Raw genomic sequence first — 24,116 nt, forward strand, 5'->3', positions numbered from 1 at the left:
AGTTGGAACAAATTACTGCAACTGATACAAATAATGAATTAGAAGAGAAAAAGCCCTCAATATATTCTTTAGAGCTTGATGATTTAAGGGAATGGCTTAAAGTAAATGGAGAAAAGGTCTTCCGTGCCGAACAGATTTTTGATTGGCTTTACAAGAAGAGAATTACTGATTTTGAAGATATGAGTAACTTAGGTAAATCTTTAAGGGATAAGCTGGCAGCTAATTTTCAGATAACTACTCTAAATACAGTAATTCGACAGCAGTCAGCAGATGGAACAATTAAGTTTTTATTTGAGCTACATGATGGGTATTCAATCGAGACTGTATTAATGAGGCATGATTATGGGAACTCAGTTTGTGTGACTACCCAGGTGGGATGCCGAATTGGGTGTACCTTCTGTGCTTCGACATTGGGGGGCTTGAAACGCCACTTGGAAGCGGGAGAAATTGTAGCCCAGGTTGTTAAGGTTCAGCAGGCGCTTGATGAAACAGATGAACGGATCAGCTCCGTAGTTATCATGGGAATTGGGGAACCATTTGATAATTATGATAATATGCTTTCATTCCTAAAAATCATTAATCATGACAAGGCACTAAATATTGGTGCCCGCCATATTACAGTTTCTACAAGCGGCATTGTCCCTAAAATCTATAAATTTGCAGATGAAAATACTCAAATCAATTTTGCTATCTCGCTTCATGCTCCAAATACCGAGATCCGTTCAAGATTAATGCCGATTAACCGAGCTTATAAACTTGATGACTTAATGAAGGCGGTAAGGTATTATATCGATAAGACGGGCAGGAGAATCAGCTTTGAATATGGCCTTTTCGGCGGGGTTAATGATCAGGTAGAACATGCTGAAGAGCTCGCCGATCTATTAAAAGGGATCAAATGCCATGTCAATTTAATTCCTGTTAATTACGTTCCTGAAAGAGATTATGTCCGAACACCAAGAGACCAAATTTTCGCCTTCGAGAAAACGCTGAAAAATCGGGGGGTTAATGTCACCATTCGCCGTGAACATGGAAGTGATATTGACGCAGCATGCGGACAGCTTCGTGCAAAGGAGCGTAAAGAGGAGACGAGGTGAAACAATGAAAGCTGTTTATATGACAGATCAAGGCATGGTGCGCCTGAATAATGAAGACTCCGGGGGAGTTTTCATAAATCCTGACGGATACCGCCTGGCCATTGTAGCAGATGGAATGGGCGGTCACCGTGCTGGTGATGTAGCTAGCACCATGACAGTTAGCCATTTAAAAATGGAATGGGAAAAAAACTCCGGTATGAAAACGGCTGGGGAAGTAGAAAAATGGTTGGAAAATGAAATCCTAAAAGTAAATCTTTTATTGTTTGAACATGCCCAAAATAATATAGAGTGCGAGGGTATGGGTACCACTATTGTAGCTGCTGTTTGTATGGACGGATTTGCCACAGTTGCGCATATTGGTGACAGCCGTGTCTATCTGTTAAATGAATCAGGATTTAAACAAATAACAGAGGATCATTCCTTAGTAAATGAATTAGTAAGGTCTGGTCAAATAACAAAAGAGGATGCGGAACATCATCCACATAAAAATGTAGTGCTTCGCGCTTTGGGAACTGAAAGGGAAGTAGAGGTCGACATAAGGACAGTTATGTTTGAAGATGGCGATAAGCTTTTACTATGCTCGGATGGGCTATCCGACAGAGTAAAAGAGTCAGAAATGCTGGATATCCTAACAAATGAAGTATCGTTAGAGGAAAAGGCATCTACCCTTGTGTCCCTTGCAAATGAGTATGGCGGAAAAGATAATATTACCCTAGTGATTGTAGAGTTTTGGGAAGGCACCGAAGGTGATAGTTAAATGCTTATAGGTAAAAGAATAAGCGGCCGTTATAAAATCCTGGATATGGTTGGCGGAGGAGGCATGGCAAATGTCTATCTCGCGCATGACATGATCCTTGACCGTGACGTCGCCGTTAAAATTCTGAGACTTGATTTTGCGAATGACGAAGAATTTATCCGCCGTTTTCACCGTGAAGCACAATCAGCTACAAGTCTCGTACACCCAAATATTGTGAATATATATGATGTCGGTGAAGAAAACGATATTTACTATATTGTAATGGAATATGTAGAGGGGCAAACCTTAAAACAATACATACAAAAAAATTCACCTTTAGATGTGGATGAAGCCCTAGGTATTATGAAGCAGCTTACTTCTGCCATATCACATGCCCATCACAATCATATTGTTCACAGGGATATTAAGCCACACAATATTCTGGTTGACAATAAAGGAACCGTAAAAATTACCGATTTTGGAATTGCTATGGCCCTTAGTGCAACAAGTATTACCCAAACCAACTCGGTTATGGGATCGGTCCATTATTTGTCTCCTGAACAGGCTCGGGGGGGAATGGCTAATAAAAAATCGGACATCTATTCCCTTGGCATTGTGATGTTTGAATTGTTAACAGGAAGGCTGCCTTTTTCTGGTGAGTCTGCAGTTTCAATTGCTCTTAAACATTTGCAGTCTGAAACTCCTTCCGTTAGAAGATGGAATCCCAATATTCCTCAAAGCGTTGAGAATATTGTTCTAAAGGCAACAGCAAAGGATCCATTTCATCGATACAACAGTGTAGATGAAATGGGAGAAGATTTACAGACCTCATTATATCCCAATCGGATAAATGAACCTAAATTTTCAATTCCGGACGACGATGAGGCAACAAAAGCTATACCTGTCATAACCAATGACCGCCCTTTTCAAAATTTGGATTACACGCTTGTTCATTCAAATGATAAAAAGAACGGGAAAATGGACACTAAACAGGAACCAGTCAAAAAGAAGAGGAAAAAATGGCCTTTTGTTCTCGTATCAATTTTTATTATTTTAGTATTACTTGCTGTTGGGACGGTAACTGTTTTTCCTAAATGGTTCGCGCCAAAGGATGTAACAGTGCCGGATGTCAGCGGTAAAGAGCTGGACAAGGCAGTTGAAAAGCTTGCAGCCGAGGGTTTTATGATTGGAAAAACAAAAAAAATGCCCCACGACCAAATACCAGAAGGGCAAATAATCAAAACAGACCCTAATGGCGGTGATACTGCCAAGGAAGGTTCCAAAATTACGCTTTACCAAAGTATTGGTAAAGAAAAGCTGGAAATGGATGATTTTAAAGACCGGGATATTGAAGAGGTACAAGCTCTTCTCAAGGATAAAAACTTTAAAGACGTTGAGCAAAATGAGGTTTATGATGATAGTGAACCGGGCACCATTCTTAGCCAGGATCCTGAAGCCGGAATAAAAGTTGTGCCAGAGGATACTGTTGTCACATTTGAGGTAAGTAAAGGGCCTAGAAAAATAGCTGTAAAAGATTTATCAGCCTATAACTCACAAACACTCAAGGACTATGCTGATTCAACTGGCCTTGTGATTGATATGTCACAGAAGGCTTTCAGTGATAAAATACCGGAAGATATGGTTATCTCACAGGATCCCCCAGCTGGAACAGAATTGGAAAAAGGTGATACAGTTAAGGTGGTTCTGTCAAAAGGGCAGGAAGAAATCCCTCCTAAGCCAGTAACAAAAGATGTAACGATAAATTATGAACCAGCCATACCCGGCCAGCCGCAACAAGTTAAGATTTTTATAGAGGACATGGAGCACGACAGCATGACTGAACCCGTTGAGACATTTACTATAACTAAAAATGAGCAGCGAACCTTAAGGTTTATGGTTCAATATGGAAAACAAGCAGGGTATCAGATTATCAGAGATAATGAAGTCATTGATCAGGGTACGGTAGATTATCCGAAGTAATGTCAGGTATCTTTTTGGCCGATGGATGGCATTTAAAAGAAAATTATGGCAGGGAGCGTTAGTATGCCTGAAGGAAAAATTGTTAAAGCCTTAAGCGGTTTCTATTATGTTGCTAGTGAAGACAGAATAATTCAGTGCAGGGGGAGAGGCGTATTCCGAAAAAACAAAATCACTCCCCTTGTAGGGGATTATGTGGTATTTCAGGCAGAGAATGACCTGGAAGGCTACATAATGGAGGTAAAGGAACGTAAAAATGAACTTTTAAGACCCCCAATCGCAAATGTTGACCAGGCTTTTCTTGTTTTTTCAGCAGTCGAGCCTGATTTTAGCACAGCACTGCTTGACCGCTTTTTAGTTCTTGTAGAGTACAATCATATTGTGCCAATTATCTGCATCAGCAAGATGGATTTGGCAAACGAGGAACAGAGAGTCGGAATTGAGCATTATGCTGAAGAATACAGGGCCGCAGGTTATGAAGTGATTCTTACTTCATCAGAAACAGAAGCAGGCGTTGAGAAATTGCTGCCGCATATTGAGAATAAAATTTCCGTATTTGCAGGGCAGTCTGGGGTCGGAAAGTCCTCTCTTTTAAATTCATTAAGGCCCGATTTGGAATTAAAAACAAGTGTGATTTCCTCTCATTTGGGACGGGGTAAGCATACTACACGCCATGTGGAATTAATTAAGGTAGCGGATGGACTTGTTGCAGATACACCAGGGTTTAGTTCACTAGAATTTTTGGAAATCGATTCTGAACAATTAACTGCCTGTTTCCCTGAACTTCAAGAAGCAAGCGAAAAGTGCAAGTTCAGGGGATGCCTTCATGTCAAGGAGCCAAAATGTGCCGTAAAGACCGGTGTTGAAAACGGTGAGATACCGGGATACCGGTATGAACATTATTTGGATTTTTTACAGGAAATAAAAGATAGAAAGCCGAGGTATTAACAATGGTAAAAATCGCGCCATCCATTTTGTCTGCTGATTTCTCCAAATTGGGAGAGGAAATTAAAGACGTTGAAAGGGGCGGGGCAGATTATATCCATGTTGATGTTATGGATGGACATTTTGTTCCCAACATTACTATAGGTCCCTTAATTGTTGAAGCGATCAGGCCCGTTACCCAACTTCCGCTGGATGTTCATTTAATGATTGAAAATCCGGACGAGTATATTGAAGCGTTTGCGAAAGCAGGAGCTGATTATATTACAGTGCATGTTGAAGCATGCCGTCATCTCCATCGTACTATTCATTATATAAAGTCCCTAGGTGTAAAAGCTGGAGTTGTTTTAAATCCGTCTACTCCCGTAGATCTGATAAAGCATATTATTGATGATATTGATATGGTTCTGCTGATGTCGGTTAATCCGGGATTTGGTGGCCAAAAATTCATCACTGGAGTTCTATCAAAAATCAGGGAAGTAAAGAAAATGGCAGATGAACGGGGACTTGATCTGGAAATTGAGGTTGACGGAGGAGTTAATCCTGAAACTGCTCAACTTTGCATAGAGGCTGGTGCCAATGTACTTGTGGCAGGATCTGCCGTATTTAATCAAGAGGATAGAGGCACAGCTATTTCTGCCCTTAGGGGATAATAATAAACATTGTAAAAAGCCAGCTGTTGCTGGCTTTTTATATATGGGAGCTATTTTAAAGGAAGGATGAATAAGGGATGAATATTAATATATTAGCAGGAGGCCCGGAAGATCTTCTTCCTAATCTTACAGTTGAAGAGGGGATATGGGTCGGAGTAGACAGGGGTGTATTTACTCTTCTCAAAAAAGGGATTACTCCTGATCTTGCTTTTGGGGATTTTGATTCTGTATCCGAGGCTGAACTGAAAGAAATTGAACAGAAGGTACAGTCATTGAGGAAATTTAAGCCGGAAAAGGACGAAACAGATATGGAACTGGCCCTCAATTGGGCATTGGACCAAAATCCAGCCTCTATAAAGATATTTGGATTTAGCGGAGGAAGGCTTGATCACTTATTGGCTAATATACAGCTGCTTGTAAAACCTCTTTTAAACAATCAGAGAAATGAGGTTTCTTTAATTGATAATAAAAATGAAGTTTTTTTAAAGAGCCCAGGAAGCTATAAAATCGCAAAACTCCCTGACAAAAAATATATATCCTTTATCCCTGTTACATTTCAGGCTGCCGGAATCACATTGGAAGGCTTCAAATACCCATTAAACAATTGTCATATTTCACTCGGATCCACACTATGTATAAGTAATGAACTTATTGATGATTATGGTACTTTTTCATTTTCTGAAGGCATATTAATAGTGGTAAGAAGCCGGGATTAAAGATGCTTCTGCAAATTAAGTACTTATTTTATTTCATTGAATAGGATGATAAGGGAACACAAAAGAAGGCTGACAGAAGACAGACGTGTGAGATTGGTGAGGAGGGACAGTATGAAGTTTTATACGATTAAACTGCCGAGGTTTTTAGGCGGACTTGTCCGCGCTATGATTGGTGCCTTTAAGAAAAACGAATAGAAACATGGAAATCTATGGTTGCGTATTAACAAGACAACCTTTCTAAACCGCTTAAGCACCTTCGGCCGAGGGTGCTTTTATTTTTTTTCAGATAGGGAAGAATAACAGAGTAAAAAGTGTGTATGCTGAATGGAGCGGAAGGCGCGGGACTCCTTCGGGAAAAGCGAGTCCAGGGGAGACTCCGAAGGTTCATAGTGCCGAGGAGGCTGCCGGATCGCCCGAGGAAAACGAGCGCCAGGAGCATAAAGCAACAGGATAAATAAATCGGTACAAAGAAAAAGACACCCTTGGAAGGATGTCTGTGTGCTCATTATTAAACGCGTTCTACTTTACCAGATCTTAACGCTCTTGCAGAAACCCAAACACGCTTTGGCTTTCCGTCAACAAGAATGCGTACTTTTTGTAAGTTAGCACCCCAAGTGCGCTTGCTAGCGTTCATAGCATGAGAACGTGAATTACCAGTTGTAGTTTTCTTACCTGTGATTACACATTTACGTGGCATATCTATTTCCCTCCTTAATTGCAAAAAGCTATCATGTACAATAAAAATATCAGATGTTTCCATCCGTTTCATGAGAAAAACCGGCGGACCAGAATTTCGTCGTAAAGATACTTTAATAATTTATCATACAAATTGTGTGAATGCAATAGTTGTGTAGCAAGCTTTCAAGAAAAAAACCTTGACATTCATTTTCTTTTCAGGCTCTATAGTAAGCAGGGCAAGTCTGGCTTTCAAAATCCTGTGGACTATAGTAAAATTAGCTTAGCCAAGGAGCAATTTCCAAAGGGGGAACGATCAATGTCCATTGAATTAAAAACGAAATACGGACAAATAGATATTTCGAACGAAGTTATTGCAACAATTGCGGGCGGAGCAGCAATAGATTGTTATGGGATTATCGGTATGGCCTCCAAAAACCAAATTAAAGATGGCCTTACAGAAATACTGCGCAGGGAAAACTTTACCCGTGGCGTGATTGTCCGTCAGGAAGACCAGGAAGTACATATTGATATGTATATTATTGTAAGCTATGGAACTAAAATTTCCGAGGTTGCCCACAACGTACAATCAAAGGTTAAATATACACTTGATAAAACTGTTGGACTGGCCGTTGACTCGGTAAATATTTACGTGCAGGGAGTTCGAGTAACGAACCCGTAAGGTCGTTTTCCAGCGAGCTTTAGTGAGGAGGAAAGTTTTGTGTCAATTACAGCATTAGACGGAAAACGTTTTGCAGAAATGGTGATTCAAGGTGCTAACCACCTATCTGCAAATGCAAAAATGGTAGATGCATTAAACGTTTTTCCAGTTCCCGATGGTGATACCGGAACGAATATGAATTTATCCATGACTTCCGGTGCAAAGGAAGTAAAAAACAATGTACAAGAACATATAGGCAAGGTCGGAACAGCTCTTTCAAAAGGTTTGCTTATGGGGGCTCGCGGAAATTCGGGTGTTATCCTTTCCCAATTGTTCCGCGGTTTTTCAAAAGCAATTGAAAGCAAGTCTGTTATTTCTGGCAAGGAATTTGCTGCGGCATTAAACTCAGGAGTTGAAACGGCTTATAAAGCTGTTATGAAGCCTGTTGAAGGAACTATTTTGACAGTGGCTAAGGATTCTGCAAAAAAGGGAGTACAATCCTCTCAAAATACAAATGACATTATTGTAATCATGGAAGATGTTCTAAAAGAAGCAAAGGCCTCATTGAAACGAACTCCTGATTTGCTTCCTGTTTTAAAGGAAGTGGGTGTGGTAGACAGTGGCGGCCAGGGCCTTGTATTTGTCTATGAAGGTTTTCTTGCAGAATTAAAAGGAGAAAAGCTGCCAGATTCACCAGCATCCTACCCTTCTATGAACGAGCTTGTCAGTGCGGAACATCATAAGAGCGTACAAAGCCATATCAACACTGAAGATATTGAATTTGGCTATTGTACTGAAATGATGGTTAAATTTGAAGCCGATAAACTTGCAAACAATCCTTTCAAAGAGGAAAAATTCCGCCAGGATCTCAGCCAGTACGGCGACTCCCTTCTTGTGATTGCGGATGAAGAATTGGTTAAGGTTCATATTCACTCCGAACAGCCGGGTACAGTTCTAAGCTATGGCCAGCTTTATGGAAGCCTTATCAATATTAAAGTGGATAATATGCGACAGCAGCATACCAATATTGTGGGTGAAACTCATACGCCGCTGGTTTCTGAAACACCTAAACAAAAGAAAAAAGAAAAGCTTGAATTCGGGATTGTTACTGTTTCAATGGGTGCAGGAATTGCTGATTTATTTAGGAGCATTGGAGCACACGCCGTTATTGAAGGCGGTCAAACCATGAACCCAAGCACAGAGGATATTGTAAAGGCAATTAAAGAGGTTAACGCCAAGAAAGTATTTATTCTCCCAAATAATAAAAATATTATCATGGCTGCCCAGCAGGCTGCAGAAGTATCCGAAGAGGAAGTTTCAGTTATTCAATCCAAGACCGTTCCACAGGGGCTTTCTGCCTTGCTTGCATTTAATCCTGGAGCAGATATGAAAACCAATGAAACTTCCATGAATGAAGCTCTTCAGCATGTGAAAACAGGACAAATTACGTTTGCCGTCCGTGATACAAGCATTGATGGACTTGAAATTCAAAAAGATGATTTTATGGGAATCGCGGAAAGTAAAATTATCGTAAAGGACAGGGATAAATTAAAAGCTGCGGAGGCTTTGCTCACAGCTCTTATTGATAAGGATTCCGAGATATTAACCATTCTTTATGGTGAAGATGTAACAGAAGATGAAGTAAGTGCGCTTCAACAATTTGTTGAGGAGAACTTTGAGGATGTTGAGACGGAAATCCACAACGGCCAGCAGCCGCTTTATTCCTTTATCTTTGCTGTTGAATAAATAACTGAACCCAATTTTTATTACTAGACCTATACCTAAATGAACGATAAAATAGAAGGGATGCACCCTTCTATTTTTTTTGCTTTAGAAAAAATGAGATTTTAACTTGTGGATAAATCCGAAAACAAGATTATTAATCCAGTATCATGTGGGTCAGAAAGTCGCTGAAACAGGACGGGCATATTTAGCCTTTTCATCATCATTTAACCATGGCGATTGCGCCTTCTGCTTTGCATACAAACATAGGGACCTTTTTAAGGTCTTATATATAAATAAATTTATAAAACCGCTTTCATTGTGAAGCCAGTTTTTAAAAAGGGGAATGTGCGATGAAATATAAAAGCGTATTTGATATAATTGGGCCGGTTATGATAGGTCCCTCAAGTTCTCATACTGCAGGCGCAGCACGAATTGGGAGACTTGCCCGAACTTTATTTGGACGGGAGCCAAAATGGGCAAATATTTCACTTTATGGTTCATTTGCCAAGACCTATAAAGGCCATGGTACAGACGTAGCAATCGTAGGGGGGATCCTGGACTTTGACACCCATGATGAAAGGATCATTCAGGCGATTGACATTGCAAAAGGGCACGGTATGAAAATAAGGTTTATCGAGGAAGACGCGATCACAGACCATCCCAATACAGCAAGAATTCAAATTGGCGATGAGAACGGTGAGCTTGAGCTTGTCGGAATCTCGATTGGCGGAGGGAAAGTTGAGATAACTGAATTAAATGGTTTTGAGTTAAAATTATCAGGGCATCATCCGGCCATTCTGGTTGTCCATAATGACCGCTTTGGCGCTATCGCATCAGTTTCCAATATTCTTGCTAAACATGAAATTAATATAGGGCATATGGATGTTTCCCGTAAGGAAAAAGGAAAAATGGCATTAATGACTATTGAAGTAGATCATAATATTGGTGATCATATTCTCCAAGAAATAGAACAGCTGCCAATTGTTTTAAAAGTTACTAAAATCGTAGATTAAAAATAGATATTATCTCAATGTAAAAAAAGGGGGCAGACAAATGTTTCGTAATGTTGCCGAATTAGTAGAACTGGCAATTAGCCAGAAGAAAAAGATATCTGAGCTTATGATCGAGCAGGAAATGAATGTAACAGGCCGTACAAGGGAAGAAATTTTTTCCCAAATGGATCATAATCTTAAAATAATGGAAGAGGCAGTTGAACGGGGGCTTAAAGGGGTAAAATCCCACTCAGGTCTGACTGGAGGCGATGCGGTTCTTCTTCAGAAATATATAGAAAAAGGTAAGTTTTTATCAGGGGAAACTATTCTGGATGCGGTTAGCAAGGCGGTCGCGACCAATGAAGTGAATGCGGCAATGGGTACCATTTGTGCTACGCCAACTGCTGGTTCTGCAGGAGTAGTGCCAGGAACATTATTTGCTGTTAAAAAGAAATTAAACCCAACTCGTGAACAAATGGTTTCCTTCTTATTTACATCAGGGGCTTTCGGCTTTGTTGTGGCCAATAATGCTTCGATTTCAGGCGCGGCAGGAGGCTGCCAGGCTGAAGTAGGCTCCGCTTCAGGTATGGCTGCTGCCGCTATTGTTGAGATGGCAGGCGGAACACCTGAACAATGTGCGCATGCTATGGCAATAACGTTAAAAAATATGCTTGGACTTGTTTGTGATCCAGTAGCTGGCCTTGTAGAGGTTCCGTGTGTGAAGCGAAACGCAATGGGGGCCGCTAATGCAATGGTCGCTGCAGACATGGCGCTTGCAGGTATCACAAGCCGCATTCCTTGTGATGAGGTTATTGATGCCATGTACAGAATAGGACAGTCCATGCCGACCGCACTTAAAGAAACAGCACAGGGAGGGTTGGCGGCTACTCCGACAGGCCGTGAATTGGAGGCCAAGATCTTCGGAATACCGCTCAATAGACGTGAATCCAAATCTTAATCAGCCTGTAACGGTTATCAAGGGAATTGGGGAGGAAACAGCCGAATCACTTGCGGAAATGAGCATTTTAACAGTAAATGACCTATTGGAGCATTTTCCTTACAGGTACGAGGATTACCGCCTGCGTGATTTGGCAGAAGTAAAGCATGATGAAAAGGTGACGGTTGAAGGGAAGGTTCACAGTGAGCCTTCTCTCGTCTATTATGGAAGAAAAAAATCAAGGCTGACTCTCCGCCTTCTTGTTGACCGATACTTAATTCAGGTTGTGTTTTTTAACCAGCCGTACTTAAAAAATAAAATTTCAATTAATGACAGCATAACTGTAACTGGAAAGTGGGATCAGCATCGGCAGCTTATTACAGCGAATGAGATGCATGTCGGAAGCTATACAAACAGTAATGACTTTGAACCTGTTTATGCGTTAAAAGGGAAATTAACGATGAAGGGAATGCGTAAATATATTAAATTAGCATTCCAGCAATTTGGTACTTTGGCAGAAGAAACTCTGCCTGTATCCATTTTAAAAAAATATAAGCTGCTAACCCGGAGAGATGCTCTGCGTGCTATCCATCTCCCGGATAATGGTGAAGATTTAAAACAGGCAAGGCGCAGGTTTGTATACGAAGAATTTTTATCATTTCAGTTGAAAATGCAGGCGTTGAGGAAGTTTGAAAGAGAACATTCTCCCGGTATTGAAATGAATTATGATCTTGAAAGGTTAAAAGAGTTTATCGACAGCCTTCCTTTTCCTCTTACAGATGCACAAAAAAGAGTAGTAAATGAAATACTAACGGATCTGAAATCCCCCTTTAGGATGAACAGGCTGCTTCAAGGAGATGTTGGTTCCGGAAAGACGGTGGTAGCAGCTATCTGCCTATTTGCCGGTGTAACTGCCGGTTACCAAGGGGCATTGATGGTTCCAACTGAGATTTTGGCTGAACAGCATGCCTCATCCCTTAAAGCTATGCTTAGTCCCTTTGGAATACGGTGTGAGCTCCTCACGTCTTCAGTTAAAGGCAAGGCGCGAAGAGGATTACTGCAGGAATTGGCGGAAGGAAATATTCATATTTTGATAGGAACCCATGCTTTAATTCAAGACGAGGTAACCTTCAAGAAGCTTGGTTTTGTTATAACAGATGAACAGCATCGCTTTGGTGTCGAGCAAAGGAGAGTCCTCCGTGAAAAAGGAGAAAATCCCGACGTTCTTTTTATGACAGCAACCCCTATCCCAAGGACTTTGGCCATTACCGTTTTTGGAGAAATGGATGTTTCCATTATTGATGAAATGCCAGCGGGAAGGAAAGGCATTGAGACTTACTGGGCAAAGCAGGAGATGTTGGACCGAGTGCTTGCATTTGTAGAAAAAGAACTTCGTAAAGGGCATCAGGCTTATGTCATTTGCCCGCTTATTGAGGAGTCTGAAAAACTGGATGTACAGAATGCAATTGATGTACACGCCACACTTACACATTACTTTCAAAATCGTTACAACATCGGTTTAATGCATGGACGGTTGAGCTCAGACGAAAAAGACACAGTTATGAAGGCCTTCAGTGCCAACGAAATCCAGGTGCTGGTATCGACCACAGTTGTAGAAGTAGGGGTAAACGTACCGAATGCGACAATGATGGTTATTTATGATGCAGAAAGATTTGGCCTTTCCCAGCTTCATCAGCTTCGGGGGCGTGTCGGGCGGGGCAGCGATCAATCCTATTGCATACTGCTGGCTGATCCAAAAACAGAAGTCGGAAAAGAACGAATGAAAATCATGACAGAGACTAATGATGGTTTTGTTCTTAGCGAAAAGGACCTGGAGCTAAGAGGGCCAGGTGACTTTTTTGGCAAAAAGCAAAGCGGAATCCCAGAGTTTAAAGTGGCCGACATGGTCCATGACTATAGGGCGCTGGAAACTGCCAGGGAAGATGCGGCCAAGCTCATTCAGTCACGGATGTTTTGGGAAGCACCCGAGTTTGAACAGCTCCGAAGGGAACTGGAACAAACGGGAGTTCTAGATGGAGAAAAACTTGATTAAATAAAGGTTGTCCAATGTGTTGGACAACCTTTCTCTTTATACCTCAATTAGTATATAGGTTTCGTCATTCCTGAATTTTTTGGGGATTATCTCAGATTTATTTCCTTTTTCCTCATCAACAAGGTCTTTTAACCGTACTTCTAACAGCCTTAAAAATTGGCTTTCGGTTTAAAAATACATATGACCACTTATACATATTCCAAACCTTGTGAAGAGTTTGCCCAACTGGAAAATTTGGAATGACCTGATAGGCCTGGATTGTCTGTAATTGTAAGGATATGCCCATCTCCACACTTGCTATTGAAAACTTAATCACAAACTTGGTTTCCTTTTAAATTTTCCGGATATATGTTTTGTGAGCCAGCGGCATACTACTAACACGGGTTTAATGAAAGAAACTAATTCTTGCAATCTGCTTTTCTTAATTTTATACTACTATTAGTACCTAGTCATAAGAGCACGGACGGTGTAATAGATGAAGCGAAATAAAAAAGAACGGCAGCAGTTATTGGCCTCAACTATAAAAGATAACCCTTTTATCACGGACGAAGAGCTGGCAGAAAAGTTTACTGTGAGTGTTCAAACTATCCGCCTTGACCGCCTGGAGCTTTCCATTCCTGAGCTGCGGGAACGGATTAAAACAGTGGCTGAGAAACGATTTGAGGACGAGGTGCGTTCTCTTCCGCTCGAAGAAGTAATTGGAGAAATTATAGATATTGAATTAGATAAGAATGCGATATCGATTTTCGATGTAAAAGAAGAACATGTTTTTAAAAGGAATAAGATTGCCAGGGGCCACCATGTATTTGCCCAGGCAAACTCTCTTGCCGTTGCAGTGATCAACGATGAATTAGCCTTGACGGCAAAAGCGAATATACAATTTAAACGCCAGGTCATGGAAAATGAGCGGGTAGTTGCCAAAGCAAGAGTGGCAAAAATTGATGAAGAAAGCGGCCGGACTTTCGTGGAAGTAAACAGCTTTGTTAATACCGAGCTTGTTTTTTCAGGTGAATTTGAAATGTACCGCTCAAACCATAGTTAAAGGATGCGAATTTAAAATGAAACTAGCCATTGATGCAATGGGCGGGGATCATGCTCCTAAAGAGATTGTGCTGGGAGCATTAAAAGCTGTCCAGGCTTTTTCAGACATACATATTACCCTTGTAGGGGACGAAAATAAAATTAAAGAACATATGAAAGGGCATGAACGTATCTCCATTCTGCATACAGAAGAGGTCATTCTGGGAACTGACGAGCCTGTGAGAGCTGTGCGGCGGAAAAAGAATGCTTCAATGGTTCTGGCAGCCAAGCTGGTTGCAGATGGCGAGGCAGATGCTTGTATATCTGCCGGGAATACTGGCGCGCTAATGGCTTCAGGCCTTTTTGTGATAGGCAGGATTGAAGGAATTGACAGACCCGCCTTATCACCAACAATGCCTACAATAGGCGGAGAAGGATTTCTTATGCTGGACGTAGGGGCTAATGTGGACGCCAGGCCGGAGCACCTGCTTCAATTTGCCATTATGGGATCGATATACAGCCAGAAGGTAAGAGGAATCTCTAAACCACGTATCGGGCTCCTAAACATAGGCACCGAAGAGAAAAAGGGAAACGACCTGACTAAAGAAGCTTTTGTACTTTTAAAAAATGCGGATATCAATTTTATCGGCAATGTTGAGGCAAGAGATCTTCTTGAAGGGGCTGCGGATGTCGTGGTTACAGATGGCTTTACAGGCAACATGGTCCTGAAAACACTTGAAGGTACGGCTATGTCTGTTTTCAAGATGCTGAAAACGGCCTTAACAAGCAGTCTTAAAACCAAGCTTGCTGCAGCAGTTTTAAAGCCTGATCTTAAAGAGCTTAAAAACACAATGGATTATTCAGAGCATGGAGGAGCCGCGCTTTTCGGTTTAAAGGCTCCAGTAATAAAAGCACATGGTTCATCCAACGCCCAGGCGTTGTTTAGTGCAGTAAGACAAACAAGAGAAATGGTCGGCAGCGATGTAACCGGACTGATTAAATCAACCATTGAACAGATGGAGGCTTCTCAAAATACGGTGGAAGCCGGTAAAAAATCCGAATAAAAAAAGGAGTGTTTTCATGGGGAAAATAGCTTTTCTTTTTCCAGGACAGGGTTCACAGACTGTCGGTATGGGCAAAAGTCTTGCCGATCAAAATACAAAGGTAACAGAAGTATTTAACCAGGCGGATGAGAAATTAGGATTTCCGCTTAGCAGGCTCATTTTTGAAGGGCCTCAGGAGGAATTGACGCTAACTGTTAATGCCCAGCCAGCACTGCTGACAACAAGCATCGCTATTCTTAATTATTTCCAGGAATCAGGGGTTAAGGCCGATTATGTTGCAGGCCACAGTTTGGGTGAATATACTGCCCTTGTTGCTGCAGGTTCACTTTCTTTCCAGGAAGCTGTTTATACTGTCCGTAAAAGGGGCGAATTAATGGAAAAAGCTGTTCCTAATGGGGAAGGAACCATGGCTGCTGTTCTAGGAATGGACAAGAATCTCCTTACAGAGGTTACGCAGGCTGTTACGGATGAAGGAAATTCTGTGCAGTTAGCGAATTTAAATTGCCCTGGTCAAATTGTTATTTCCGGCTCCAGACGAGGAGTCGAGCTTGCGGGAGATAAAGCCAAAGAAGCAGGCGCTAAAAGAGTTATACCACTTGAAGTGAGCGGTCCTTTCCATTCAAGCCTGATGAAGCCTGCTGCTGAGGAACTGTCATCCGTTCTGGACAATATAAATGTCAAAAATGCTTTGATTCCTGTTATTGCCAATGTAAGTGCAGAGCCAATGACAGATTCTGCTGAGATTAAAGAAAAATTAATTGAACAGCTCTATTCACCAGTTTTATGGGAAGATACTGTCCGTAAAATGATTGATTTGGGTGTTGATACCTTTATTGAAATTGGTCCAGGAAAGGTACTTTCCGGCCTAGTGAAAAAAGTTGACCGTTCTGCAAAAACTTATTCCGTGTCTGATGCGGAAACCGGAAAAGCGGTCATGGAAGCATTGAAGGAGGGAACTCGATGAAATTAGAAGGAAAATCTGTACTTGTTACTGGTGCTTCCCGCGGAATTGGCAGAGAGATTGCTCTTGAATTTGCCAGAGAGGGAGCCAATATAGCTGTGAATTTTTCAGGAAGTGAAGCAAAAGCTAACGAAACAGTGGATGAAATAAAAGCAATGGGCAGAGAAGCATTTGCCGTTCAATGCGATGTTTCCAATGCTGAATCCGTTGCATCAATGGTAAAAGAAACGATTGACCGTTTTGGAAAGCTTGACGTGTTAGTGAATAATGCAGGGATTACAAAGGATAACCTTATAATGAGGATGAAGGAAGAAGAATGGGATGATGTTATTAATATCAACCTAAAAGGGGTATTCCTTTGCACGAAAGCCGTAACCCGTCAAATGATGAAGCAGCGCAGCGGAAGAATCGTTAATATTGCTTCCATTGTCGGTGTGAGCGGAAATCCTGGACAAGCTAACTATGTTGCAGCAAAAGCAGGGGTAATTGGACTTACAAAAACAACTGCGAAGGAACTGTCATCCCGAAACATTACAGTTAATGCTGTAGCTCCCGGGTTTATAACTACTGATATGACCGAAAAACTCACTGAAGAAGTAAAATCCGAAATGCTGAAGCAGATTCCTCTTGCCAGATTTGGTGAGCCGAAGGATATTGCAAAAGTGGCGGTTTTCCTTGCTTCTGACGACAGTTCTTACATGACAGGCCAGACGCTTCACGTTGATGGCGGAATGGTAATGTAATATTTCTTTAATATTACTTTTATTTTTTTGATGTTATACTCTATAATAGCTTGAGGGGAGGTGAACAAGCATGGCAGATGTATTAGAACGTGTAACAAAAATCATCGTAGACCGTCTTGGTGTAGATGAATCTCAAGTTACCCTTGAGGCTTCTTTCAAAGAGGACCTGGGTGCAGATTCCCTCGATGTAGTTGAATTAGTAATGGAACTGGAAGATGAGTTCGATATGGAAATTTCTGACGATGATGCTGAAAAAATCGGCACAGTTGGCGATGCTGTTAATTACATAAATAACAAGTAATAATCGTTGGGTTTCTACTCAAAGCTCCGTTTTCAAACGGGGCTTTCTTCTGTATTATAGAGGAAATGGGTTTTTGCTAAAGGCTCTTTTCAAAGAGATTGTTGCGATTTGAGGAAACTGTAAGCAAATATAGGCGGAACTCCTCGAAAATCCTCAATTATGCTTTCGCATAATTTCGTGCGATGTATATTCATGGATGCATTCCTTGTGCTGCGCATTTCTTTCGTGCGTTCGAGGATTCCAAGATGCTAATTCAATGCCCAGCGGAAATAGCAAGCCAGGCGAGACTCCGCAGGTCGTTAGGACCGAGGACTCGTGCTCCTGTGCCACAGAATATCCGATGAAGTCAACGTTCAGACGTCGCAAAGCTGCAAGTAGTTGTACAAGATGCTTTTCACGAAGTTATTTACAGGCAGCAGCTTGATTGCCAGCGGAAAGCGAGTCTATTTTTGCACTTATAAACAACAAGGTTTACGAAAAGAGCCTTCCTATAAAAGTAATATGAATTTGGACTTAAGACAAAATTCGCTTACACCTTTAAAATATGGGGAATCCTATTTCAATAACGGAAAACGAATTGCAGCCGTTAAATATTTCATGCGCAATTACGGAAAGGATATCGAAATGAATATGAATCGCGCAAAAGATACTCAATTTAAGGAATTTCAAAAAAGTATGAACATCTTTTTTGAAAATGAAAATTTATTAAAACAAGCATTTACGCATTCATCATATGTGAATGAGCATCGGAGAAAGCCTTTTGAAGATAATGAAAGGCTGGAGTTTTTAGGCGATGCCGTTTTGGAACTGACTGTGTCACAATTTCTTTTCAGAAAATATCCAATGATGAGCGAGGGTGAATTAACTAAACTGAGGGCCGCTATTGTTTGTGAGCCTTCCCTTGTTGAATTTGCTAATGAACTTTCATTTGGCAAATCGATCCTGCTTGGAAAAGGAGAAGAAATGACAGGCGGAAGAACAAGACCTGCCCTTCTTGCAGATGTTTTCGAAGCGTTCATTGGCGCGCTTTATTTAGATAAAGGAATTGAACACGTTATTGATTTTCTTGATAAAGTTGTTTTCCCGAAGATCAATGCAGGTGCTTTTTCTCATGTGATGGATTTTAAAAGCCAGCTGCAAGAGCTGGTGCAAAGGGATGGTATTGGAGCACTGGAATATCGTGTTCTTCAGGAAAAAGGGCCGGCCCATAACCGTGAATTCGTTTCCCGTGTTTCACTCAACGGGGACGAGCTTGGTACAGGCATGGGAAGATCAAAAAAAGAGGCAGAGCAGCATGCTGCCCAAATGGCCCTCGATAAGTTAAAGACAACGATGGAAAAGTAAGTATGATAACCAGCCCGCCTAAGGAGGAAATTGCATGTATTTAAAAAGGTTGGATGTCATTGGTTTTAAATCTTTCGCTGAGCGGATTGAAATAGATTTTGTGAAGGGCGTAACGGCCGTTGTCGGACCAAACGGAAGTGGAAAAAGCAATGTTATTGATGCGATTCGCTGGGTTCTAGGAGAACAATCAGCCAAGTCGCTCCGCGGGTCAAAAATGGAGGACATCATTTTTGCTGGCAGCGATTCCCGCCGTCCATTAAATTTTGCTGAAGTTACCTTGACACTCGACAACGAAGAACACGGCCTTTCTATAGACTACAACGAAGTAAGTGTGACGAGACGGGTTTATCGCTCCGGAGAAAGTGAGTTTTTAATAAATAAACAGTCATGCCGACTAAAGGATATTATCGATTTATTTATGGATTCCGGGCTTGGCCGGGAAGCCTTTTCAATTATCAGCCAAGGAAAAGTAGATGAAATCCTGAATAGCAAGCCGGAAGACCGCCGGACTATTTTTGAAGAAGCGGCCGGGGTTCTAAAATATAAAAATCGTAAGAAAAAAGCTGAATCCAAGCTTACAGAGACCCAGGAAAATCTTAACAGGGTAAATGATATTCTCCATGAGCTTGAAAGCCAGGTAGAACCTTTAAAAATACAGGCTTCCATCGCTAAGGACTTTTTAGAGAAAAAAGAGGAGCTTGAAAAGATTGAAGTAGCTCTTACTGTCTACGAAATAGAAGATCTCCACCAAAAATGGGAAAACACTTCTAATCAGCTCGAACAGCACAAAAATGATGAACTAAAGCTTTCTGCAGATTTACAAAGCAAAGAAGCTGTAATTGAAGACTCGAGAGACAAGGTTACGGCACTAGATGAATCTGTCAGCGACCTGCAAAACGTTCTGCTTTATGCGAGTGAAGAACTTGAAAAGCTCGAAGGCAGAAAGGAAGTTTTGAAGGAACGTAAGAAAAATGCCGTTCAGAACAAAGCTCAGCTTGGAAAAAATATTGCCGACCTATCTGAAAGAATTGAAGCATTAAGGTCTCAAAAAGAGATCCAGGAAGCTGCAGTTAAAACTCTTAGTGAACAAACGGAGAGGCTGCAGGCAGGTTTAAGGGAGAAACAGCAGCAGCTTCAATTATATAGCGAGAATATTGAAGAAAAAATCGATTCATTAAAAAGTGAATATATTGAGCTCTTAAATGACCAGGCCGGTGCTAAAAATGAGTTAAAGTATCTTGACCAGCAGCTTGACCAGCAGGGACGTAAAAGCTTAAGGCTTGATGAAGAAAACCAGAGATATCTTGAGGACAGGAAATTGGCCAGTAAAAAGAAGGCGAATATTCAGGCCTCCATTAAAGATATTCAGGTTCAGCTTGAAGAACAGGTGACCTTTTTCCGGGAAGCTCAGCGAAAGCTGGAGAATGCACGAAGCCAATATGATAAACAGGAAAAAACACTTTATCAGGCTTACCAATTTCTTCAGCAGGCTAAATCCAGGAAAGATATGCTTGAAGATATGGAGGAAGATTTTGCGGGATTTTTCCAGGGAGTTAAGGAAGTCCTTAAAGCCCGGGGAACTCGTCTTCAGGGAATTGAAGGTGCCGTTGCTGAGTTAATTCAAGTACCTAAACAATTTGAAACTGCTATTGAAACTGCATTGGGCGGTTCCCTTCAACATGTGGTGACGGATAACGAGGAGAACGCAAGGAGCGCCATCCAATTTTTAAAGAAAAACAATTATGGCCGCGCAACCTTTCTGCCATTAAGTGTTATTAAGGGAAGGCCGCTTTCATCTGTCCAGCTCGCATCCATTCAGGGCCACCCATCCTTTGTGGGTACAGCTGTAAGCCTATTAGATTTTGATGCTAAATATGCTGAGGTCATTCAAAACCTGCTTGGAAATGTAGTTGTAACAAAGGATTTGAAGGGTGCGAATGAGTTAGCAAAAGCTCTCCAATACAGATCCAGAATGGTTACCCTTGAAGGGGATGTTGTAAATCCTGGGGGCTCTATGACAGGCGGGGCTGCGAAACAGAAGTCTTCATCCCTGCTTAGCCGTAAAGCGGAGCTGGATGATCTTAAAGAAAAATTGGCCAGTATGGAAGTCAAAACGGCGCAGCTTGAAAATCTAGTAAAATCCCTTAAGGAAGATTCTCAAAATCAGCAAGTAAATTTAGAGGATTTGAGAAAAAAAGGTGAAGAGTTACGGTTTAGAGAACAAGAGTTAAAAGGGGATCTCAGAGAGGCTGAACTTGAGGAAAAAAATATTAACGAGCGTCTATCTATCTATGACCTCGAAAAGAGCCAGTATACTGAGGAAAAGTCATCTTTAACATTACGTAAACAGGAATTGGAAAACCAGCTGGAGGAATTCACCGTCAAGATTGCCCGAATGGACGATTTGATTGTGCAGCTAACACAACAAAAGACAAGCGACCTAAGCTCCAAGGAAACTCTATTAAATGAAATCAGTGAGCTTAAAGTAGGGTTTGCTGCGACAAATGAGCAATTCTCTCATGCAAAAGAACGTTTCGCCAGCATTACTGCTGATTTAGATGAAAGTGAAAAAAAGCATGCCTTATATACAGAGGACCTTCACTTACTTTCTTCGGAAATGAATCAGAGCTCTTCAGGAGAGGAACATCTGGAGGCGGCTGCAGCAAAGAAACAGAGGGACAAGGAAGAAACGATTAAGCTTATTTCCTTGAGAAGGGAAGAGCGTCTAAAGCTTCAAAATACTCTTGAGGATGCTGAGCTTGAAGCAAAGGAACTCAAACGCCTGCATAAAGGAATGGTAGTTGTTTTAAAGGATGAAGAAGTAAAGCTTAACCGTCTTGATGTCGAGCTTGAAAACCGTCTTGCTCATTTAAGGGAAGAGTATTTGCTTACCTTTGAAGGGGCAAAAGAGCAGTATCCTCTATTGATGCCTGCAGATGAAGCGAAAAAGAAAGTAAAGTTGATTAAGCTGGCTATCGAGGAACTAGGAAGTGTCAACCTGGGTGCGATTGAAGAGTATGACCGTGTTTCCGAACGCTATGAATTTTTACTCGAACAAAAAACGGACCTGCAGGAAGCAAAAGATACACTTGCTCAGGTTATAGATGAAATGGATATAGAAATGAAAAGACGGTTTGAGGAAACTTTTTATAGCATTCGCAGTCATTTTGAACCTGTTTTCCAGGCGCTTTTTGGCGGTGGAAGAGCTGATTTAAGACTGACAGAACCTGAGGACCTCTTAAATACCGGAGTGGAAATCGTTGCTCAGCCTCCAGGCAAGAAGCTCCAAAATCTTGGGCTGCTTTCCGGTGGGGAACGTGCACTGACTGCCATTGCTTTGCTATTCTCTATTTTAAAGGTTCGTCCAGTGCCTTTCTGTATTCTAGATGAAGTGGAAGCAGCCTTGGATGATGCAAATGTGTATCGTTTTAGTCAATATCTAAAACGATACAGCTCTGAAACGCAATTTATCGTTATAACCCATCGCAAAGGAACGATGGAAGAAGCTGATGTTTTATATGGAGTAACCATGCAGGAATCCGGCGTTTCCAAGCTTGTCTCAGTTAGGCTGGAGGAAACAAGGGAACTGGTTGAATCTTAATGGTAAGGAAGTGGAAAAATGAGCTTTTTTAAAAAATTAAAGGAAAAAATAACACAACAAACGGATAGCGTGACCGAAAAGTTTAAGGAAGGCCTGACAAAGACCCGTAATAACTTTTCCGGTAAAATGAATGATCTTGTAGCACGGTACAGAAAAGTGGACGAGGACTTTTTTGAAGAGCTGGAGGAAATCCTTATTCAGGCTGATGTTGGCTTTGATACCGTTATGAAGCTGATTGACGAGCTGAAAATGGAGGTAAAGCGCAGAAACATCCAGGATCCACAGGAGGTACAAAGCGTTATTTCCGAAAAGCTAGTCGATATCTACAATGGGAGCAAGGAGCAGTCTTCCAAGCTGAACATTCAGGATAATGGTCTAACTGTAATTCTTTTTGTCGGAGTTAATGGTGTTGGTAAGACAACAACAATCGGTAAATTAGGCCATAAATTTAAGAGCGAGGGAAAAAATGTTCTAATGGCAGCAGGAGATACTTTCCGTGCAGGAGCTATCGAACAGCTCGAAGTATGGGGAGACAGAGTAGGTGTAGAAGTTATTAAACAGGCAGAGGGCTCCGATCCTGCTGCGGTTATGTTTGATGCTATCCAGGCAGCAAAGTCACGTAAGGCGGATATTTTATTGTGTGACACAGCTGGACGCCTTCAAAACAAAGTTAACCTAATGAAGGAACTTGAAAAGGTAAAGCGTGTCATTGAACGAGAAATACCCGGTGCTCCTCATGAGGTGCTGCTGGTCCTTGATGCAACCACAGGCCAGAATGCCCTTATCCAGGCTAAAACATTCAAGGAAACGACTAATGTAACAGGAATTGTTCTATCGAAATTGGATGGAACAGCTAAAGGCGGTATTGTACTCGCCATCCGCAACGAATTGCAAATTCCTGTAAAACTGGTTGGCCTTGGTGAAAAAATGGATGACCTGCAGGAATTCGATGCTGAAAAATATGTATACGGACTCTTTGCAGACCAGGTAGAGTCAGTATAAATCTATTCTAAGGCCTCTTTTCTAAGAAATCGTTGCTATTTGAAGAAATGTGAGTAAAAATAGGCGAGACTCCAGCGGGAAAAGCAAGCCAGGCGAGACCCCGCAGGTCGTTTGCGGCCGAGGAGGCGTGCTCCTGCGCCATAGAATATTCGAAGAAGCTCACCATCAGCTCGTCGCAAAGCTGCAAGTAGTTGCACAAAGATGCTTATCACGAAGTTATTTACAGGCAGAAGCTTGATTGCCCGCGGAAAGCGAGTCAATTTTTGCTTTTCTTAATGAAAATCAACAGTAAAAATTAACACAACCTATTGTAAAGAAAGTTTTCTTGACAGGAAAAAAACCTGTGTGTAAACTTGCAATGCAAAGGCATTTCACTGAACAGGGAGGGATAGGCATGCTTGAAAAAACAACGAGAATTAATTTTCTCTATGACTTTTATCAGTCGTTGTTAACTCCAAAGCAGCAAAGCTATATGTCTCTCTATTATCTTGATGATTATTCTCTCGGGGAAATTGCTGAAGAGTATGATGTCAGCCGCCAGGCGGTCTATGACAATATTAAGCGGACAGAAGCCATGCTCGAGGAATATGAAAAAAAGCTACTGCTTCTTGAAAAATTTCAGGAGCGCAGCAGCATAATTTTAAGAGTGAAAGAATTACTAAAAGAAGATTCACCTTCAAAGCAGGCACTGTTTGAGGCAGTTGCTGAGCTTGAGAAATTAGACTAGGGAGGCGGCAGCATGGCATTTGAAGGGTTGGCTGACCGACTGCAAAATACGATACAGAAAATCCGTGGAAAAGGAAAAATAAATGAAGCGGATGTAAAAGAAATGATGAGGGAAGTCCGCCTCGCTTTGCTTGAAGCGGACGTTAACTTCAAGGTTGTAAAGGAATTTGTCAAAAAAGTCAGTGAGCGTGCC

General features: G+C 41.5%; 23 protein-coding genes. 22 read left to right on the forward strand and 1 reads right to left on the reverse strand.

Features of this window, described 5'->3' with window-relative positions; translation table 11 throughout:
* Positions 1 to 2: 2 nt before the first annotated feature.
* From rlmN to spoVM, 7 genes are all read left to right on the forward strand, one after another.
* Positions 3 to 1,094 (forward strand): dual-specificity RNA methyltransferase RlmN, encoded by a 1,092-nt coding sequence (gene rlmN, locus AC3WR0_RS00835; protein WP_492550565.1) that lies wholly within the window; start codon positions 3 to 5, stop codon positions 1,092 to 1,094.
* Positions 1,095 to 1,098: 4 nt separating this feature from the next.
* Positions 1,099 to 1,851, forward strand: a complete 753-nt coding sequence (locus AC3WR0_RS00840) for a Stp1/IreP family PP2C-type Ser/Thr phosphatase (RefSeq protein WP_492550566.1) — start codon at positions 1,099 to 1,101, stop codon at positions 1,849 to 1,851.
* The gene (pknB, locus tag AC3WR0_RS00845) at positions 1,852 to 3,810 is read left to right on the forward strand and encodes a Stk1 family PASTA domain-containing Ser/Thr kinase (protein WP_492550567.1); all 1,959 of its coding nucleotides are present in this window, start codon (positions 1,852 to 1,854) and stop codon (positions 3,808 to 3,810) included.
* 63 nt (positions 3,811 to 3,873) lie between these two features.
* Positions 3,874 to 4,755 carry a ribosome small subunit-dependent GTPase A gene (gene rsgA / locus AC3WR0_RS00850; RefSeq protein ID WP_492550568.1) on the forward strand — a complete coding sequence of 294 codons (882 nt, stop codon included), beginning with the start codon at positions 3,874 to 3,876 and terminating at the stop codon, positions 4,753 to 4,755.
* Between the two features lie 2 nt (positions 4,756 to 4,757).
* Positions 4,758 to 5,402, forward strand: coding sequence for a ribulose-phosphate 3-epimerase (rpe, locus tag AC3WR0_RS00855; protein ID WP_492550569.1), 645 nt, complete (start codon positions 4,758 to 4,760; stop codon positions 5,400 to 5,402).
* 77 nt (positions 5,403 to 5,479) lie between these two features.
* Positions 5,480 to 6,118: a thiamine diphosphokinase gene (locus AC3WR0_RS00860; protein WP_492550570.1), complete on the forward strand. Its 639-nt coding sequence runs from the start codon at positions 5,480 to 5,482 to the stop codon at positions 6,116 to 6,118.
* Positions 6,119 to 6,229: 111 nt separating this feature from the next.
* A complete protein-coding gene (spoVM, locus tag AC3WR0_RS00865) occupies positions 6,230 to 6,313 on the forward strand; it encodes a stage V sporulation protein SpoVM (RefSeq protein WP_007087787.1) in 84 nt (27 codons plus the stop codon).
* 313 nt (positions 6,314 to 6,626) lie between these two features.
* Here spoVM and rpmB read toward each other — a convergent pair whose 3' ends face one another.
* Positions 6,627 to 6,815: a 50S ribosomal protein L28 gene (rpmB, locus tag AC3WR0_RS00870; protein WP_492550571.1), complete on the reverse strand. Its 189-nt coding sequence runs from the start codon at positions 6,813 to 6,815 to the stop codon at positions 6,627 to 6,629.
* A 297-nt stretch (positions 6,816 to 7,112) separates the two neighbouring features.
* On the opposite strand from rpmB, the gene AC3WR0_RS00875 reads away from it, so the two are divergent.
* From AC3WR0_RS00875 to AC3WR0_RS00945, 15 genes are all read left to right on the forward strand, one after another.
* The gene (locus tag AC3WR0_RS00875; RefSeq protein WP_492550572.1) at positions 7,113 to 7,475 is read left to right on the forward strand and encodes an Asp23/Gls24 family envelope stress response protein; all 363 of its coding nucleotides are present in this window, start codon (positions 7,113 to 7,115) and stop codon (positions 7,473 to 7,475) included.
* A 39-nt stretch (positions 7,476 to 7,514) separates the two neighbouring features.
* Positions 7,515 to 9,200 (forward strand): DAK2 domain-containing protein, encoded by a 1,686-nt coding sequence (locus AC3WR0_RS00880; protein WP_492550573.1) that lies wholly within the window; start codon positions 7,515 to 7,517, stop codon positions 9,198 to 9,200.
* 329 nt (positions 9,201 to 9,529) lie between these two features.
* Positions 9,530 to 10,192: an L-serine ammonia-lyase, iron-sulfur-dependent subunit beta gene (gene sdaAB, locus AC3WR0_RS00885; protein WP_492550574.1), complete on the forward strand. Its 663-nt coding sequence runs from the start codon at positions 9,530 to 9,532 to the stop codon at positions 10,190 to 10,192.
* Positions 10,193 to 10,232: 40 nt separating this feature from the next.
* Positions 10,233 to 11,129: an L-serine ammonia-lyase, iron-sulfur-dependent, subunit alpha gene (sdaAA, locus tag AC3WR0_RS00890; RefSeq protein ID WP_492550575.1), complete on the forward strand. Its 897-nt coding sequence runs from the start codon at positions 10,233 to 10,235 to the stop codon at positions 11,127 to 11,129.
* Positions 11,113 to 13,161 (forward strand): ATP-dependent DNA helicase RecG, encoded by a 2,049-nt coding sequence (gene recG, locus AC3WR0_RS00895; protein ID WP_492550576.1) that lies wholly within the window; start codon positions 11,113 to 11,115, stop codon positions 13,159 to 13,161. The genes sdaAA and recG overlap by 17 nt, the downstream gene beginning before the upstream one ends.
* Positions 13,162 to 13,636: 475 nt before the next feature.
* A complete protein-coding gene (gene fapR / locus AC3WR0_RS00900; RefSeq protein ID WP_492550577.1) occupies positions 13,637 to 14,203 on the forward strand; it encodes a transcription factor FapR in 567 nt (188 codons plus the stop codon).
* A 16-nt stretch (positions 14,204 to 14,219) separates the two neighbouring features.
* Positions 14,220 to 15,245 carry a phosphate acyltransferase PlsX gene (plsX, locus tag AC3WR0_RS00905; RefSeq protein WP_492550578.1) on the forward strand — a complete coding sequence of 342 codons (1,026 nt, stop codon included), beginning with the start codon at positions 14,220 to 14,222 and terminating at the stop codon, positions 15,243 to 15,245.
* Positions 15,246 to 15,261: 16 nt separating this feature from the next.
* A complete protein-coding gene (gene fabD, locus AC3WR0_RS00910; RefSeq protein WP_492550579.1) occupies positions 15,262 to 16,209 on the forward strand; it encodes an ACP S-malonyltransferase in 948 nt (315 codons plus the stop codon).
* Complete coding sequence (fabG, locus tag AC3WR0_RS00915) at positions 16,206 to 16,949, forward strand: 3-oxoacyl-[acyl-carrier-protein] reductase (protein WP_492550580.1); 744 nt, start codon at positions 16,206 to 16,208, stop codon at positions 16,947 to 16,949. Before fabD ends, fabG begins: the two co-directional genes overlap by 4 nt.
* A gap of 70 nt (positions 16,950 to 17,019) precedes the next feature.
* A complete protein-coding gene (acpP, locus tag AC3WR0_RS00920; RefSeq protein ID WP_027323356.1) occupies positions 17,020 to 17,250 on the forward strand; it encodes an acyl carrier protein in 231 nt (76 codons plus the stop codon).
* Positions 17,251 to 17,847: 597 nt separating this feature from the next.
* Positions 17,848 to 18,594: a ribonuclease III gene (gene rnc / locus AC3WR0_RS00925; RefSeq protein ID WP_492550711.1), complete on the forward strand. Its 747-nt coding sequence runs from the start codon at positions 17,848 to 17,850 to the stop codon at positions 18,592 to 18,594.
* A gap of 34 nt (positions 18,595 to 18,628) precedes the next feature.
* Positions 18,629 to 22,195 (forward strand): chromosome segregation protein SMC, encoded by a 3,567-nt coding sequence (gene smc, locus AC3WR0_RS00930; RefSeq protein ID WP_492550581.1) that lies wholly within the window; start codon positions 18,629 to 18,631, stop codon positions 22,193 to 22,195.
* Positions 22,196 to 22,213: 18 nt separating this feature from the next.
* Complete coding sequence (gene ftsY / locus AC3WR0_RS00935; protein WP_492550582.1) at positions 22,214 to 23,197, forward strand: signal recognition particle-docking protein FtsY; 984 nt, start codon at positions 22,214 to 22,216, stop codon at positions 23,195 to 23,197.
* 394 nt (positions 23,198 to 23,591) lie between these two features.
* Positions 23,592 to 23,924, forward strand: a complete 333-nt coding sequence (locus tag AC3WR0_RS00940) for a putative DNA-binding protein (protein WP_492550583.1) — start codon at positions 23,592 to 23,594, stop codon at positions 23,922 to 23,924.
* A gap of 12 nt (positions 23,925 to 23,936) precedes the next feature.
* The coding region (locus AC3WR0_RS00945; RefSeq protein WP_492550584.1) for a signal recognition particle receptor subunit alpha at positions 23,937 to 24,116 on the forward strand (180 nt) is incomplete at its 3' end.

It is taken from the genome of Neobacillus sp. FW104-15D2, from assembly GCF_058790155.1.